This is a genomic window from Methylocaldum sp. RMAD-M (assembly GCF_017832375.1).
In the GTDB taxonomy this organism is placed as follows: Bacteria; Pseudomonadota; Gammaproteobacteria; order Methylococcales; family Methylococcaceae; genus Methylocaldum.
This window is the reverse complement of sequence record NZ_JAFIBZ010000004.1, coordinates 267927-282828: the sequence shown is the minus strand read 5'-3', so window position 1 is coordinate 282828 and position 14902 is coordinate 267927. Positions and strand designations below refer to the sequence as shown.

Annotated in this window: 14 protein-coding genes; 13 read left to right on the top strand and 1 reads right to left on the bottom strand. The window is 56.9% G+C overall.

What is annotated here, in order from left to right; genetic code table 11:
- The first annotated feature begins 4 nt into the window (after positions 1-4).
- From mrdA to JOD69_RS06420, 12 genes are all read left to right on the top strand, one after another.
- A complete protein-coding gene (mrdA, locus tag JOD69_RS06475) occupies positions 5-1849 on the top strand; it encodes a penicillin-binding protein 2 (RefSeq protein WP_077732596.1) in 1845 nt (614 codons plus the stop codon).
- Positions 1846-2982 carry a rod shape-determining protein RodA gene (gene rodA / locus JOD69_RS06470; RefSeq protein ID WP_077732597.1) on the top strand — a complete coding sequence of 379 codons (1137 nt, stop codon included), beginning with the start codon at positions 1846-1848 and terminating at the stop codon, positions 2980-2982. The genes mrdA and rodA overlap by 4 nt, the downstream gene beginning before the upstream one ends.
- Positions 2979-3986, top strand: coding sequence for a lytic murein transglycosylase B (gene mltB / locus JOD69_RS06465; protein ID WP_280858710.1), 1008 nt, complete (start codon positions 2979-2981; stop codon positions 3984-3986). Before rodA ends, mltB begins: the two co-directional genes overlap by 4 nt.
- 97 nt (positions 3987-4083) lie before the next feature.
- A complete protein-coding gene (locus tag JOD69_RS06460; RefSeq protein ID WP_077732599.1) occupies positions 4084-5229 on the top strand; it encodes a D-alanyl-D-alanine carboxypeptidase family protein in 1146 nt (381 codons plus the stop codon).
- A 19-nt stretch (positions 5230-5248) separates the two neighbouring features.
- Positions 5249-6097, top strand: coding sequence for an aminotransferase class IV (locus JOD69_RS06455; protein WP_077732600.1), 849 nt, complete (start codon positions 5249-5251; stop codon positions 6095-6097).
- Positions 6094-6366 (top strand): DUF493 domain-containing protein, encoded by a 273-nt coding sequence (locus JOD69_RS06450; RefSeq protein WP_077732601.1) that lies wholly within the window; start codon positions 6094-6096, stop codon positions 6364-6366. The genes JOD69_RS06455 and JOD69_RS06450 overlap by 4 nt, the downstream gene beginning before the upstream one ends.
- Before the next feature lie 191 nt (positions 6367-6557).
- The gene (gene mgtE, locus JOD69_RS06445) at positions 6558-8000 is read left to right on the top strand and encodes a magnesium transporter (protein WP_077732602.1); all 1443 of its coding nucleotides are present in this window, start codon (positions 6558-6560) and stop codon (positions 7998-8000) included.
- A 10-nt stretch (positions 8001-8010) separates the two neighbouring features.
- Complete coding sequence (gene lipB, locus JOD69_RS06440; protein ID WP_086133762.1) at positions 8011-8658, top strand: lipoyl(octanoyl) transferase LipB; 648 nt, start codon at positions 8011-8013, stop codon at positions 8656-8658.
- Entirely contained in the window at positions 8651-9628 is a 978-nt protein-coding gene (lipA, locus tag JOD69_RS06435) for a lipoyl synthase (protein ID WP_168183772.1), read from the top strand. Before lipB ends, lipA begins: the two co-directional genes overlap by 8 nt.
- A gap of 28 nt (positions 9629-9656) precedes the next feature.
- Positions 9657-10868, top strand: a complete 1212-nt coding sequence (locus tag JOD69_RS06430; RefSeq protein ID WP_086133763.1) for a carboxynorspermidine decarboxylase — start codon at positions 9657-9659, stop codon at positions 10866-10868.
- A 47-nt stretch (positions 10869-10915) separates the two neighbouring features.
- A complete protein-coding gene (locus JOD69_RS06425) occupies positions 10916-11485 on the top strand; it encodes a C40 family peptidase (protein ID WP_086133764.1) in 570 nt (189 codons plus the stop codon).
- Complete coding sequence (locus JOD69_RS06420) at positions 11482-12477, top strand: zinc-dependent alcohol dehydrogenase family protein (RefSeq protein ID WP_086133765.1); 996 nt, start codon at positions 11482-11484, stop codon at positions 12475-12477. The genes JOD69_RS06425 and JOD69_RS06420 overlap by 4 nt, the downstream gene beginning before the upstream one ends.
- A gap of 64 nt (positions 12478-12541) precedes the next feature.
- Here the strand turns inward: JOD69_RS06420 and rpiA are convergent, their stop codons facing one another.
- Entirely contained in the window at positions 12542-13198 is a 657-nt protein-coding gene (rpiA, locus tag JOD69_RS06415) for a ribose-5-phosphate isomerase RpiA (protein ID WP_086133766.1), read from the bottom strand.
- 122 nt (positions 13199-13320) lie between these two features.
- Here rpiA and ilvA point away from each other — a divergent pair, with 122 nt between their 5' ends.
- The gene (gene ilvA / locus JOD69_RS06410) at positions 13321-14850 is read left to right on the top strand and encodes a threonine ammonia-lyase, biosynthetic (protein WP_086133767.1); all 1530 of its coding nucleotides are present in this window, start codon (positions 13321-13323) and stop codon (positions 14848-14850) included.
- Positions 14851-14902: the final 52 nt, after the last annotated feature.

The following is a 14902-nucleotide window of genomic DNA, read 5'->3' as shown; positions in this document are numbered from 1 at the left end:
CGCTATGAGCCGCCCCTTCGACCTCAAAGGCAAGTTTTACGAGAACCGACTGTTTCTCAACCGCATCGCCGCCAGCGTGCTATTCATGCTGCTGGCTACCGCGGGACTTGTAATTCGCCTGATTTATCTCCAGGTGATGGGGCACGAGCACTACACCACCTTATCGCGAGACAATCAGGTCAAGATATCCCCATTAGCGCCGTCGCGCGGCTTGATTCTCGACCGTAATGGCGAAGTTCTGGCAGACAATACGGCCACTTATAGTTTGGAAATCATTCCCGAGCAGGTTCCGGATCTGAACGCCACCTTAGCCGAACTCAAGAACCTGCTCAATCTGAGCGACGAAGATATAAGCCGATTCAAAGCTCAAAAAAGCCAACGAAAAAGTTTCGAAAGCGTACCCTTGCGCCTGGAATTGACAGAGGAAGAAATTGCCCGCTTCGCTGTCAAGATGCCTTATTTCCCCGGCGTCGAAATCCGAACTCGGTTCATGCGCAGTTACCCTTACGGCCATTTGACATCCCATGTCGTAGGCTACGTAGCTCGCATTAACGAAGCTGAGCTCCGATCACTGGATCCGGCACAATACCGCGGAACCTACCATATCGGAAAGAGCGGCATCGAAAAGGCCTACGAATCCGTTTTGCATGGCAAGACTGGCTACGAGGAATACGAGACCAACGTCCAGGGCCGCGCTATCCAGGTGCTGAACACCACTGATCCCGTAGCGGGAGCCGATCTTTATCTTTCGCTGGACATCCGATTGCAGAAAACCGCGTTCGATGCGCTCGGCGAGTATGACGGATCGGTAGTCGCCCTAGATCCTGCTACCGGCAGAGTATTGGTATTAGTTAGTAAACCAGGCTTCGATCCTAATCCGTTTATCCACGGCATCCGCAAAGAAGACTACGATATCCTTCAGAATGCACCGGAGCGGCCGCTATACGACCGGGCACTGAGGGGCGCGTATCCCCCGGGCTCGACGATTAAGCCGTTCGTGAGCTTGGCGGGTTTAAAAATCCTGGACATAAGTCCGGCAAGACGAGTGCTTTGCCCCGGTTATTACCGCCTTCCCAACGCGGACCACAAGTACCGGGACTGGCGCAAGCAAGGACACGGCTCAGTGGATCTCAAATCGGCCATCACCCAATCCTGCGACGTTTTCTTCTACGACCTCGCCCACCATATCGGCATCGACCAGCTACATGATTTCATGCAGCTATTCGGCTTCGGGGAGCGAACCGGAATCGATCTCGTCGGCGAAAAATCAGGCCTCTTTCCTTCGAAGGAATGGAAGAAAAAAAAGCGCAAGCAAGTATGGTATCCCGGCGAGACGGTCATCGCGGGCATTGGACAGGGCTATGTCCAAGTTACGCCTGTCCAACTAGCCAGAGCCACGGCGGTACTCGCCAGTCGAGGGCGAAACGTGGAACCTCGGGTCGTGGACACCATGAAAGCTCCGTACGAGATCCAAAACCCCTACCCTAAGAGCGGTGACGAATTTGTCGCCGATCTCAGACCCGAGCACTGGCGTACGGTGATTGATGCTATGGTCGATGTGGTCCATAGTCAACGGGGTACAGCCAAAGGAATAGCCCACGGGCTTTCATATACCGTCGCCGGCAAAACCGGGACCGCACAGGTGTTCACCGTGAGGCAAGATCAAGAATACAAGAACTTGAAGATTACCAAGGCTATGCGCGATCACGCCTGGTTCATAGCCTTCGCGCCGGCGGAAGCGCCTCGCATCGCGATCGCCGTACTTGCCGAAAACGGTGGGCATGGCGGGTCCGTCGCTGCCCCGATCGCCCGCGCCATCATGGATCAGTATCTACTGGAAAACCCATGAACATAGACCCCGTTCTCGCTCAACTCCGGATCACGCCGCCTCAGCACGTTTCGCCGCTGCAAAAGTTCCATATCGACGTGCCGCTGTTGGCCGGACTGGGAGGATTGTGCACTCTCGCCTTCATCATCCTTTATAGCTCCGGCGGCCAAGATATAAACGTACTCTTACGTCAGTCGGCGCGCCTCGGGCTGGCGATGGCCATCATGATCGCCATCGCGCAAATTCACCCGCGTCACTTCAAGTTTTATAGTCCGGTTCTTTATCTGCTCGGAGCACTGCTTCTGACAGCCGTTCTGGTGATGGGCAAGATAAGCATGGGCGCCCAACGCTGGCTAGACCTCGGAATCATTCGCTTTCAACCATCCGAACTGACCAAGCTGTCCACCCCCATGATGATCGCCTGGTATTTGTCCGGAAATACATCTCCGCTACGATTGAAGCAATTGGTTCTTGCCGGTGTATTGGTTCTGATTCCCACGGCGCTGATCGCCAAGCAGCCGGACCTCGGCACGGCTGTATTGGTAGCCAGCGCCGGCTCCGCCGTGGTGTTCCTCGCGGGAATCCCGTGGCGCTACATACTGGCCCTTGCAATTTTGGGTGGAAGCTTGCTACCTGTAGGCTGGCACTTTATGCACGGCTATCAGCGGGATCGGGTTTTGACATTCCTGAACCCGGAAGGGGACCCTTTAGGACGCGGTTATCACATTATTCAATCCAAAATCGCGATCGGTTCCGGCGGCATCTACGGCAAAGGATGGCTACACGGCACGCAGGCGCACCTGGAATTTCTGCCGGAGCGCTCCACCGATTTCATTTTTGCGGTGTTCGCCGAGGAGTTCGGATTGGTCGGCTGCTTGGGCCTTTTGGGGCTTTATTTGTTTGTTCTCGGGCGTTGTTTTTACATCGTGGTCCAGGCGCAGGACAACTATAGCCGACTCCTGGCCGGGGCGCTGACCGTGACTTTCTTTGTATATGTATTCGTCAACATCGGCATGGTGATCGGCATTCTCCCTGTGGTGGGAGTACCCCTGCCCTTGATCAGCTACGGCGGCACGTCAATGGTGACCCTGCTCGCCGGGTTCGGTATGCTAATGTCCGTCCAGACCCATCGTAAACTCCTGCCGAACGGATGATTATGAGATCCCTCAGTCTCATTTTGCTCATTGCTTCTCTTTATGGCTTTTCTTCACTCGGGAAGGCTGCGGAAAGTCTGCCGCAGCGACCGGACGTCCGAACTTTCATTCGGGATATGAGCCGCAAACATCACTTCAGCGCCTCAGAACTCAACAAGATATTCCAGGACGTGACCATCCAGGAAAAGATTCTCGAAGCCATGGCCAAACCATATGAAGCCAAGCCTTGGCATGTCTACCGCAAGCTGTTTCTCACCGAGAAACGCATACAAAGCGGGGTCGACTTCTGGGGCAAGAACGCTGCCGCTTTGAAGGCCACGGCCAGTAAATACGGCGTTCCCGCCGAGGTGATCGTCGCCATTATCGGAATCGAAACCAGCTACGGCCAGTCGCCGGGCAAGTACCGGGTGATCGACGCACTTTCAACTCTGGCCTTTGCCTATCCGAAACGGGCCGAGTTTTTCCGGCGCGAGTTAGAAGAGTTCCTGGTGTTATGCCGGGAAGAACACATGAATCCCGGCAGTCCCACGGGATCCTACGCGGGCGCGATGGGTATGCCGCAGTTCATGCCGAGCAGCTATCGGAGATATGCCGCCGATGGCGACGGCGATCAACGACGCGACATCTGGAACAATCCGGCCGACGCCATTGCCAGTGTCGCCCGTTATTTCTCCGTTCATGGATGGCAGTCGGGCGAGCCGGTAGCCTTCCCCGCTTCGGTGAACGGCGCTGTACACGAGCGGCTGGCAAACGGCAACCTAAAACCGAGCCGAACCTTGCAGGAATGGCTTTCGCTTGGCGTCATCGATTCCAGCGCGTCCTTGCCCGCCAACGTCAAGGCTGCTCTGGTCAAACTCGATGAAGAAACGGGGCCTGTCTATTGGCTGGGGCTTCACAATTTTTACGTCATCACCCGCTACAACCATAGCCCGCTATACGCGATGGCCGCCTACGAACTGAGTCGTGAATTGGTTTCTCGCCGTAGCGCCGGTAGTTCGTCCTGACCCAAAGACTCCAATGCCTTATCCGGCGGCCCCGGAACGCCGCATGCCCGTGTTACAATGCGGCGCCGATTTTTAACCTGACCGAAAGCAGAAAGCCGTGAAAATAAAATTACCCAGCTTGCTTTTCCTTTTCGCCTTGCTCGGATTTTACCGTCTCAGCCTCGCCGATCAGGTTTTGATCCCGGCGCCCCCCGAAATCGGCGCCAAGGCTTATATTCTGGCGGATTTCAACAGCGGACGAGTGCTCGCCGAGAGCAATGCGGATGAACGCCTCGAGCCTGCCAGCCTGACCAAGATCATGACCGCCTACGTGGTATTCCGGGAATTGGCCGCAGGCCATCTAAAATTGGATGACATGGTCATGGTGAGTGAAAAAGCCTGGCGCACCGAAGGATCGCGCATGTTCGCCCAGGTCGGCGCCCAGATTCCGGTCGAAATGCTGCTCAAGGGCATGATCGTTCAGTCCGGAAATGACGCTAGCGTGGCCTTGGCCGAACATATTGCCGGCGACGAAGCCGTGTTCGCTCAGATGATGAACCAACAGGCCGAACGGCTGGGTATGAAGAACACCCATTACAAGAACAGCATGGGCTTGCCGGATCCCGAGCATTATACGACCGCTCGCGATTTGGTTATTCTCACTCGTGCCATGATCGACGAATTCCCCGAGTTCTATAAATGGCACGCCATCAAGGAATTTGAATTCAACGGCATCAAGCAGCATAACCGCAACCGCCTATTATGGCGCGACCCGACCGTTGACGGCGTGAAAACCGGACATACCGAGGGCGCGGGATTCTGTTTGGTGACATCCGCGGTAAGAGAAGACATGAGACTGATCTCCGTAGTCTTGGGCACCAAAAGCGATAATGATCGAGCCAATGCCAACCAGGCTCTGCTCAATTACGGCTACCGTTTCTTCGAAACTCGGCCGATCTACAAAGCCAACGAAAAATTATCCGAAACCCGAGTGTGGAAGGGCGAAGACACCGAACTGGCTTTGGGTCTCAACCGTGATTTCTACGTCACGTTCCCGCGCGGCCAGTACCAAAATCTCAAAGCTGGCATAGAAGTCAACGGCATGGTCGTCGCTCCGGTGAAACAAGGCGACAAACTCGGCATGGTAAAAGTGACATTCAATGATCAGACCGTCGGCCAACAGGATCTGGTGGCCCTGAAAGTCGTCAACCAAGGCGGATTTTTCCGTCGAACGTTCGACCAAGCCCGATTGTTCTTCAAATAATCACGGGGAGCCGGCTTAAATGGCACAAAACGACTGCCTCGTCTATTTGAACGGGGACTATTTACCACCGAACAACGCCAAGGTATCCGTTTTGGACCGCGGCTTTCTATTCGGCGACGGCGTTTACGAAGTCATTCCCGTCTACGGGGGACGTCCGTTCCGGCTGGACGAACATTTGCGCCGGCTAGATAACAGCCTGCGCGGCATTCGGATGACGAATCCCCTTTCGGATAGTCAATGGGCGGACATATTCGACCGTCTTATTGCCGGGGCGCATGATCAATATCTCTATCTACAAGTCACGCGCGGAGTCGCGCCAAAACGGGACCATGCCATCCCGGCGGACGTCAATCCGACCGTATTCGTCATGTGCTCGCCTATCGCGCCTATTCCCACCAGCGGAGTATGCGCCGTCACCATGGACGATATCCGCTGGCAGTGGTGCCATATCAAAGCCATCACGCTGCTCGCTAATGTGCTGTTGCGGCAAGAGGCCGTGGATCGCGGCGCAGCGGAAGCCATCCTGGTCCGTGACGGATGGGTCACCGAAGGCGCCGCGAGCAATGTATTCGCGGTTGTCGACGGTATCCTGGTGACCCCCCCCAAGGGCAACGACCTCTTGCCTGGGATCACCCGCGATCTGGTGTTGGAACTGGCACTGGAAAACAACGTGCCTGCGGTCGAACAGCGCATCCGTTTGGATGATTTGAAGCGTGCTTCAGAAATTTGGCTGACCAGTTCGACCCGGGAGATTCTCCCCGTCATCGAACTCGATGGCGTACCCGTCGGCGGCGGTGAACCAGGGCCCCTTTGGTCGCGAATGCAAGCCATTTACCAAGCATATAAACAGAGGTTACGCACGGCATGAATACCGAAACTCCCGCTGCGCTGCTCCAGTTCCCTTGCGACTTTCCGATCAAGGCGTTCGGCCACAGCCGACCGGACTTCGACGGGTTGATTGCCGAAATTGTGCGCCGTCACGCTCCGAACCTGACCGAAGACGCCGTGACCGCTCGTCCCAGCCAAGGAGGGAGGTTCACGGCAGTCACCGTGACTATCCGGGCCGAAAGCAAAGCGCAACTGGATGCAATTTATCAGGATCTGACCCATTGCACCGAGGTCATCATGGCTCTGTGAGATGTAAAGCTACTACGCAACAGCCCGATGGCCGCGTTGCGCGGTGCTCGGACAGTCCGGGCAAGAGCCTGCCGTAACCTAATATTTAATATTTGAGAGGAATCTCGCCTTATGCAATAACCGATCCGCTCGACTTCGCCCACCTCGCATTGTCCTTCCGAACCCGCTTAGCAGCACCGACCGAGCGTTTCATGGCCGAACCGAATACCACTCCTCCCGAAGAAACACTCAAGCATCATCTGGAAGAGGTCATCACGCTGCTTAACAAACAGAAGCTCGAGGAGACCATTCTCCAACAGCGCGCGATGCCCCGCCACGACCTGGTGGAAACCCTGCTGCACAAGCGCCATCAGGCGGCACTGAAACAAAAGCTAGACCAACTCCATGCAGCAGACATCGCCTACATTCTTGAGGCGCTGCCTCTGGAACAGCGGCTGTTGGTCTGGAACCTGGTCAAGTCCGAACTCGACGGACAGATCCTGCTCGACGTGTCCGACGCCGTGCGCGAAACCCTCATTTCCGATATGGACACGGATGAGCTGTTATCCGCCACGGGACAGCTTGAAACGGACGAAATCGCCGATCTTGCACCGGACTTGCCGGAAGAAGTCTTGCAGGAACTTCTGGAGAAACTGAACGATCAGAACCGAAAACGTCTGCAATCGGTGCTGTCGCACGAAGAGGACACCGTGGCAGCCCTAATGGATTTCGGCATGGTCACGATACGGGAAGATATCAGCCTGGGCGTGGTGTTGCGCTATCTCAGACGTCGCGGCGATCTGCCCGAACACACCGACAAGCTGTTCGTGGTCGATGAGCACAATGTATTGAAGGGTGTGCTGCCTCTGAAACGCCTGCTCACCACCTCTCCCGAAAAGCCGGTCTCGGAAATCATGAGCAAGGACGTGGTGTCCTTTCATCTCGATGACGACGCCGAAGAGGCGGCCCGAGCCTTCGAGCGCTACGATCTCCTGTCGGCACCGGTGGTGGATCGCGAGGGAAAGCTGCAGGGGCGTATCGGCGTAGACGCCATCGTCGATTATATTCGCCGAAAATCGGACGAAGAGATGCTGTCCCAGGCCGGCCTGTTGGAAGAAGAGGACATTTTCTCCGGCGTCTGGAAAAGCGCACAAAACCGTTGGTTCTGGCTGGCAATCAATCTCGTCACGGCTTTCATCAGCACCCGGGTAATCGGCCTTTTCGAGGACACTATCGTCAAGGTGGTCGCTTTGGCTTCGCTCATGCCCATCGTCGCCGGCATCGGGGGCAACACAGGCAATCAAACCAGCATGATGATCGTCCGCTCCATCGCCCTCGGGGTGATCAATCCCTCGAATGTGAAGCGGCTGGTTTTCAAGGAACTGGCCATCGGTTTCCTCAACGGAGCAGTATGGGGTTCCGTGCTGGGCTTGATCGCCTATCTGCTTTACCGTGACGTCGAGCTCGGACTGGTCATGATGGGCGCCACCTTGCTAAATCTATTGGTGGCGGCGATCATGGGGATCGCCGTGCCTCTGGTGCGCGACCGGTTGGGGCTCGATCCCGCGGTCGGCACCAGCGTACTGCTGACTGCCATGACGGACGGCATGGGCTTTTTCATCTTTCTGGGTCTCGCGACACTGGTTCTCCTGTAACACCTCTCCCATGAGCGACACAACCGAAGTCCTGCACCTGCGCAATCTGGGCCTTACAGAGTACGAAACCACTTGGCGCGCCATGCAAGACTTCACCGAGCAGCGCGATGAGGAAACGCCGGATGAGCTGTGGCTATTGGAACATCATCCGGTCTATACCCTAGGGCTAAATGGAGATGTCCGGCACATGATTCGAACGACGGACATTCCCGTAGTGAAAACCGACCGTGGCGGGCAGATCACCTACCACGGCCCCGGCCAATTGATCGCTTATGTGCTGGTCGATCTTCGGCGGAAAAACCTGGGAATTAGGCGCTTGGTCAGCGCCCTGGAAAACGCGGTGATCGGCCTGCTCAAGCAGTATGGCATCACGGCCGAGGCGCGGCGAGACGCACCCGGCGTCTACGTCGACGGACGTAAAATTGCGTCGCTAGGTCTGCGCGTGCGCAAAGGTTGTAGCTATCATGGTCTAAGTCTTAACGTGAGTTCGGATCTGTCGCCGTTTTCGGCCATCAACCCCTGTGGCTATGCAGGTCTCGAAGTCACCAGCCTGACCGCGCTCGATGTGGCGATTCAACCTCACGAGGCGGCCGCGCCATTGACTGTGGAAATCATGCAAACTTTGAATTACGAGCGAGTGGTCCCTATCCGTGGCTGACAAAGATTCCTATTTGGCCCCCTCCAGGCTGAGCCCCGACACCCATCAACGCAAAGCCGACAAGCTGAAGCGTATCCCGATCAAGGTGATTCCAAGCGAGTCCCCTTTGCGCAAGCCTGCCTGGATACGCGTCAAGGCGGCGAGCGGCGAGAGCGTGAATCGGATCAAGCAGATCCTGCGCGAACAGAATCTCCATACGGTCTGCGAAGAAGCCGCTTGCCCGAATCTGTCGGAGTGCTTTGGCCACGGCACGGCCACGTTCATGATCCTGGGCGATATCTGTACCCGCCGCTGCCCATTCTGCGACGTGGCCCACGGCCGCCCCTCGGAGCCGGACCCCAACGAACCCGAACACCTAGCGGAGGTCGTTCGGCAGCTAAGGCTCCGATACGTCGTCATCACCTCTGTAGACCGGGACGACCTTCGCGACAGCGGCGCCGGTCATTTCGCCGCCTGCATCCGAGCCGTCCGCCATCGGAATAAGGACATCAAAATCGAGATACTGGTGCCGGACTTTCGTGGACGCATCGATGCCGCGCTCGATCGATTGGCAGCGACGCCCCCCGATGTCTTCAACCACAATCTCGAAACCGTACCACGCCTCTACCGACAAGCGCGCCCCGGCGCGGATTACCATGTATCTCTCAACTTGCTGGCCCGCTTCAAGCAGCTCCATCCGGAAGTGCCCACCAAGTCGGGATTGATGCTGGGCCTGGGCGAAACGCTCGATGAAGTGAAACAAGTCATGGCGGACTTGCGCGAACACGGCTGCGATATGCTGACCGTCGGCCAATACCTGCAACCGAGCCGAGACCACTTGCCGGTAGCCCGCTACGCGACGCCCGAGGAATTCGAACACCTCGCCGAAACCGGCCGAAATCTCGGCTTCTCCGCGGTCGCCAGCGCGCCGATGGTGCGCTCGTCCTATCATGCCGATTTGCAGGCATCTACGGTGCTGGAAGATTATTGAGCCGTAACCCGCTTCTTCCCGCAGCACCTTGGATATCGAGCGCCTCAAAAATGCCCTGCCGGAAACCCCGGCCTTCGTCTACGACGAAGCGCGGGTCATTCAAATGCTTGACCTCCTGGATCGAGTACGCGAAACCTCCGGCTTACGTGTCTTGTACTCGATCAAGGCATTTCCTTTCGCCGGGGCACTGCGCCTGATTCAGCCCAGAATCGACGGTTTTTCGGTCAGCTCTCTGTTCGAAGCCCGCCTGGCCTCCGGGATTGTCGAAACGAGCGGTCATCCGCCTCAGAAGCGCTCTCTGCACATCACCACGCCGGGCCTCAGAACAAACGAAATCGAGGAGGTCGCCGCACATTGCGATTTCATCAGCTTCAATTCTCTGGAACAGTTCGAACGGCTCGGACCGCACGTGGCCGGGCGGGCGAGCATCGGGCTGCGTGTCAATCCGCAGCTTTCGTTCCTCGCCGATGGCCGCTACGATCCTTGCCGGCCGTATTCGAAATTGGGCATTCCTGTCGATAATCTCGCCAGCATTCTGGATCGGAATCCGTCTTTAATGAGCGGTATTGCCGGACTCCATTTTCATACTTCGTTCGAATCGCGTTCCTTCGCTCCCCTGAAGGCGACTCTCGACCGGATCGAAGTCGCACTCGGCGGGCTTATGAACAGGCTCGAATGGATCAATCTGGGCGGCGGCTATCTCTTCGAAAATGGCGGTGATCTGGACGAATTATCCGAGTTGGTTACCGCTGTGAAACGGCGACGCGACGTCGAGATCTATTTCGAACCGGGCAAGGCCGTCGTCGGTCGCGCCGGTTATCTCGTCGCGAGCGTTGTCGACCGATTCGAGCGGGGCGGCAAATTCATTGCCGTCCTGGATACGGGCGTAAACCACCTTCCGGAGATCTTCGAATATCAGAAGGTCCCTCCGGTTGCTGAACATCGGCCGGATGGGGCATTCGAATGCCTGCTCGTCGGCAGCACCTGCCTCGCCGGCGATGTCTTCGGCGAATATCGATTTCGCGAACCCTTGAGAGTCGGCGACCGTGTGGTCTTTCCCGATGTCGGAGCTTACAGCCTGATCAAGGCCAACCGCTTCAACGGTTACGATTTGCCCGCGATTTTCGCATCCGATCGTTATGGCCGAGTCAAGGCAATGAAGCGTTTCGGGTACGAAGACTACCGAACCCAATGGATGGCCTCCGAACCCGATCTTGCCGCCAATCGCAGCCGAGACTAAATTTAAGGCAACTTCGCCAGCCCGAATCAAACACCCGGAGCCAACACATGGAGTCGGCTATCTATCAACTTTTCCGCAAACCCGTCATTTCGCAACTGCTCGCACTAGCCGCCGTCTCGGTTCTGCTCGCTGGATGCGCCGGGACACGGGAAGTCAAGCGGACGGTCCATTTTCCCGCTTCGAACGAAGTGGCACGTTACGCCCTCAGCCTGCAAGGAGCACCCTATCGCTACGGTGCCGAATCGCCGCGGGAAGGATTCGATTGCAGCGGCTTCGTCAAATACGTCTATGAAAAATACGGCGTTCGCCTGCCGCGAACCGCTTATCAAATGGCTGCTGCGACCCCGCGTGTCGACAGCCGGAACCGACGACCCGGCGACTTGGTCTTCTTCAATACGACCGGACAGCCGTTCTCCCATGTCGGGATTTATATCGGTAACGATACATTCGTACATTCCAGCAGCGTAAAAGGGAAAGTGATCGTCTCCAGTCTTGAACGTCCTTATTGGCTGGAGCGCTTTTTGGGCGTACGCAGACCTTACCTCCCGGACGGTGCGTCAGTCGCCGCTAGTGCCGAGAGACACGAACTTAATCATCACAGGGTAGGAAAGCCATGAAAGCGATCTTGATGACGCAACCGGGACTGCCGGATCTGCTCGAACTGCGGGATATCGAAGAACCGGCCATCACCGAGCCCAGCCAAATCAAAGTCCGGCTCAGGGCGGCCGGGATCAATCCGGTCGACACCAAAATACGGCGAAACGGTCTTTTTTACCCAAATCCCTTACCGGCGGTGCTCGGCTGCGACGGTGCCGGAGAAGTGGTCGAAATCGGCGGAGCCGTGAGCCGATTCAACATCGGCGACTCGGTATGGTTTTGCCATGGCGGACTGGGCGGCGACCAGGGCAATTATGCCGAGTACACCGTGTTGGACGAGCGCTGGGCCGCTCCCATGCCGCAATCGCTCGATTTCGAACACGCCGCCGCAGCGCCCTTGGTATTGATTACCGCTTGGGGCGCCCTTTACGACCGTGGACGGCTACAAGCCGGCCAAACCGTTCTGATTCACGCCGCAGCGGGCGGCGTCGGTCATGTGGCGGTCCAACTGGCAAAACTCCGCGATGCGCGGGTGCTCGCCACCGTCGGTTCGGCGGAGAAAGCCGAACTCGCCAAGAACTGGGGCGCGGATGCGGCGATCGATTACCGACAGGAAGACTTCGCACAGCGCGTAAACGAGCTGACTGACGGACAGGGCGCGGATCTGGTGATCGACACGGTCGGACCCGATGTGTTCAGACATAGCATCGACTGCACCGCCCATTTCGGCGATCTGGTCACGCTGCTGGACCCGGGCAACATCTCTTTGCAAGAAGCGCGGATGCGCAATCTCCGGATAGGCTTCGAGCTGATGCTGACCCCGATGCTGCGCAACCTGCACGAAGCCCGCGATCACCACGTGGAAATTCTGCAGCAATGCGGCGAATGGATCGACCAAGGCGTGTTGGACATTCATGTCAGCCAGGTATTGCCGCTGGAAAAAGCCGCCGCCGCGCACGCCCTGATCGAAACCGGACATACCACGGGCAAAATCGTCTTGAAAATATCGTAGGGCGGGTTAGCCCTGAGCGTAGCAGTAGCGAAGGCGAAGGGCGTAACCCGCCAAAACAAGATGGCTAATCCAGCTTTCTAACGCCGCTTTCGCCGCCGAGAAGAACGATGTCCGCGCCGCGCAAAGCGAAAAGGCCGACGGTCACGACACCGGGGATGTTGTTGATTTCCCGCTCCATCTCCACCGGATTCAGGATGTTCAGATTGTGCACATCGAGAATCTGGTTGCCGTTATCGGTGATATAGTTTTCGCGCCACTGCGGTTGCCCGCCCAACTTTACGAGCTGACGGGCCACATAGCTCCGGGCCATAGGGATGACTTCCACGGGCAGCGGAAACTTGCCCAGGACATCCACACATTTGCTCTCGTCCACGATACAGACGAATTTACGGCTGGCCGCCGCGATGATTTTCTCCCGGGTCAAGGCTCCGCCGCCGCCCTTGAGCATCTGTTTGTGAGGATTGACCTCGTCGGCTCCATCGACGTAAACCTCCAATGAGCCCACGGCATTTAAATCCAGAACCGGTATACCGATTTTCTTGAGCTTAGCGGTGCTCGTCTCCGAGCTCGATACGGCACCTTCGATATCCTGTTTGAAATCGGCCAACAAATCGATGAAATGATTGACCGTCGATCCTGTGCCGATGCCTAGCACCGACACGCCCTTTACATAGTCTAGGGCGGCTTCCGCCACTTTCTTCTTAAGCTCGTCTTGGGTCATTTTCGTCGCTCCATCATGTGGTTACTTGAAAATTGCGGGATAATAGCGTGATCATGCCGGCGCTGTCATGCTTCATAGCGGTCCCGGCCGCGTTTCTCACTTGTATCTTTTAAGACTAAAAAATGATTCATAAGTATATCGAGCGCATTTTGCGCGCCCGAGTTTACGATGTTGCTTCGGAAACTCCCCTAGACTTCGCGCCGGGGCTAACGCGCCGCTTCGACAACTCGGTTTACATCAAGCGCGAAGACCTTCAGCCAGTCTTTTCCTTTAAACTTCGAGGCGCTTACAACAAGATCGTTTCACTGGATGATGCAGCAAAACGGGCCGGCGTAATCGCAGCCTCGGCCGGCAATCATGCTCAGGGCGTTGCGCTCTCGGCCCAGCGACTGGGCATCCGGGCGGTCATCGTGATGCCCTGCACCACGCCGGCCATCAAAGTGCGGGCGGTGCAGAATTTCGGGGCGGAAACCGTTTTGTTCGGCGATTCGTACGACGAAGCGTACGAGCACGCTATGAACCTTGCCGAAGAGCAAAAATTGAGCTTCGTCCACCCCTATGACGATCCCGAGGTTATTGCCGGCCAAGGCACCATCGGCATGGAAATTCTGAGGCAGCACACGGGCGACATTCACGCCATCTTCATCCCGGTGGGGGGCGGCGGATTGATCGCGGGCGTGGCGACTTACGTGAAATTCGTTCGCCCGGATATCAAGATCATCGGCGTCGAACCGGACGATGCGGATTGCTTGAATCGGGCGTTGAAGGCAAAACGCCGGGTCATCCTGAGACAAGTCGGACTGTTCGCCGATGGCGTCGCCGTGCGGCAAATCGGCAAGGAACCGTTCCACGTCGCACATCAATACGTGGATGACGTCGTTACGGTCGATACGGATGAGATCTGCGCGGCCATCAAAGATATCTTCGACGATACCCGATCGGTCGCCGAACCCGCGGGCGCTTTGGGTGTTGCGGGTTTGAAAAAATACGCATCGATGACCGGGGTGCGGGATCAGTGCCTGATCGCCATCGAAAGCGGGGCCAATATCAATTTCGACCGGCTGCGCCATGTGGCGGAGCGTGCCCAGGTTGGTGAACACCAGGAAATGCTCTTGGCGGTAACGATTCCGGAAAAGCCCGGCAGCTTTCTCGAATTTTGCCGCGTTCTAGGTCGGCGCAGCATTACCGAATTCAACTACCGCTATTTCGACGACAATGCCGCCCATATCTTCGCGGGCGTCGCGATCGCCAACGGCAGCCGGGACAGCGAGGAACTGATCGCACAACTGCGCGAACACGGCTTCACGGTTACCAATATGACCGGCAACGAATTGGCGGTGGAGCACATCCGCTACATGGTGGGAGGCCATGCACCGCGCCTGTTGGACGAAACCGTATACAGCTTCGAGTTTCCCGAACGCCCCGGCGCGCTTTTGAAATTTTTATCTTTTATGGGCGGACGTTGGAACATCAGCCTGTTCCATTACCGGAACCACGGTGCTGCATTCGGGCGGGTGCTGATGGGAATTCAGGTACCGAAGACGGAACGGCGAGCCTTCAAGGAATTTCTCGACGCCATCGGCTTCGCCTATCGGGAGGAGACGGACAACCCGGCGTATCGACTGTTCGCAGGCGGAAACGCGACCTCTTGATTTCCTTTGCTTCACCGCAACATGGTGGCAAGATCGAAGAGATAGCCCGAAC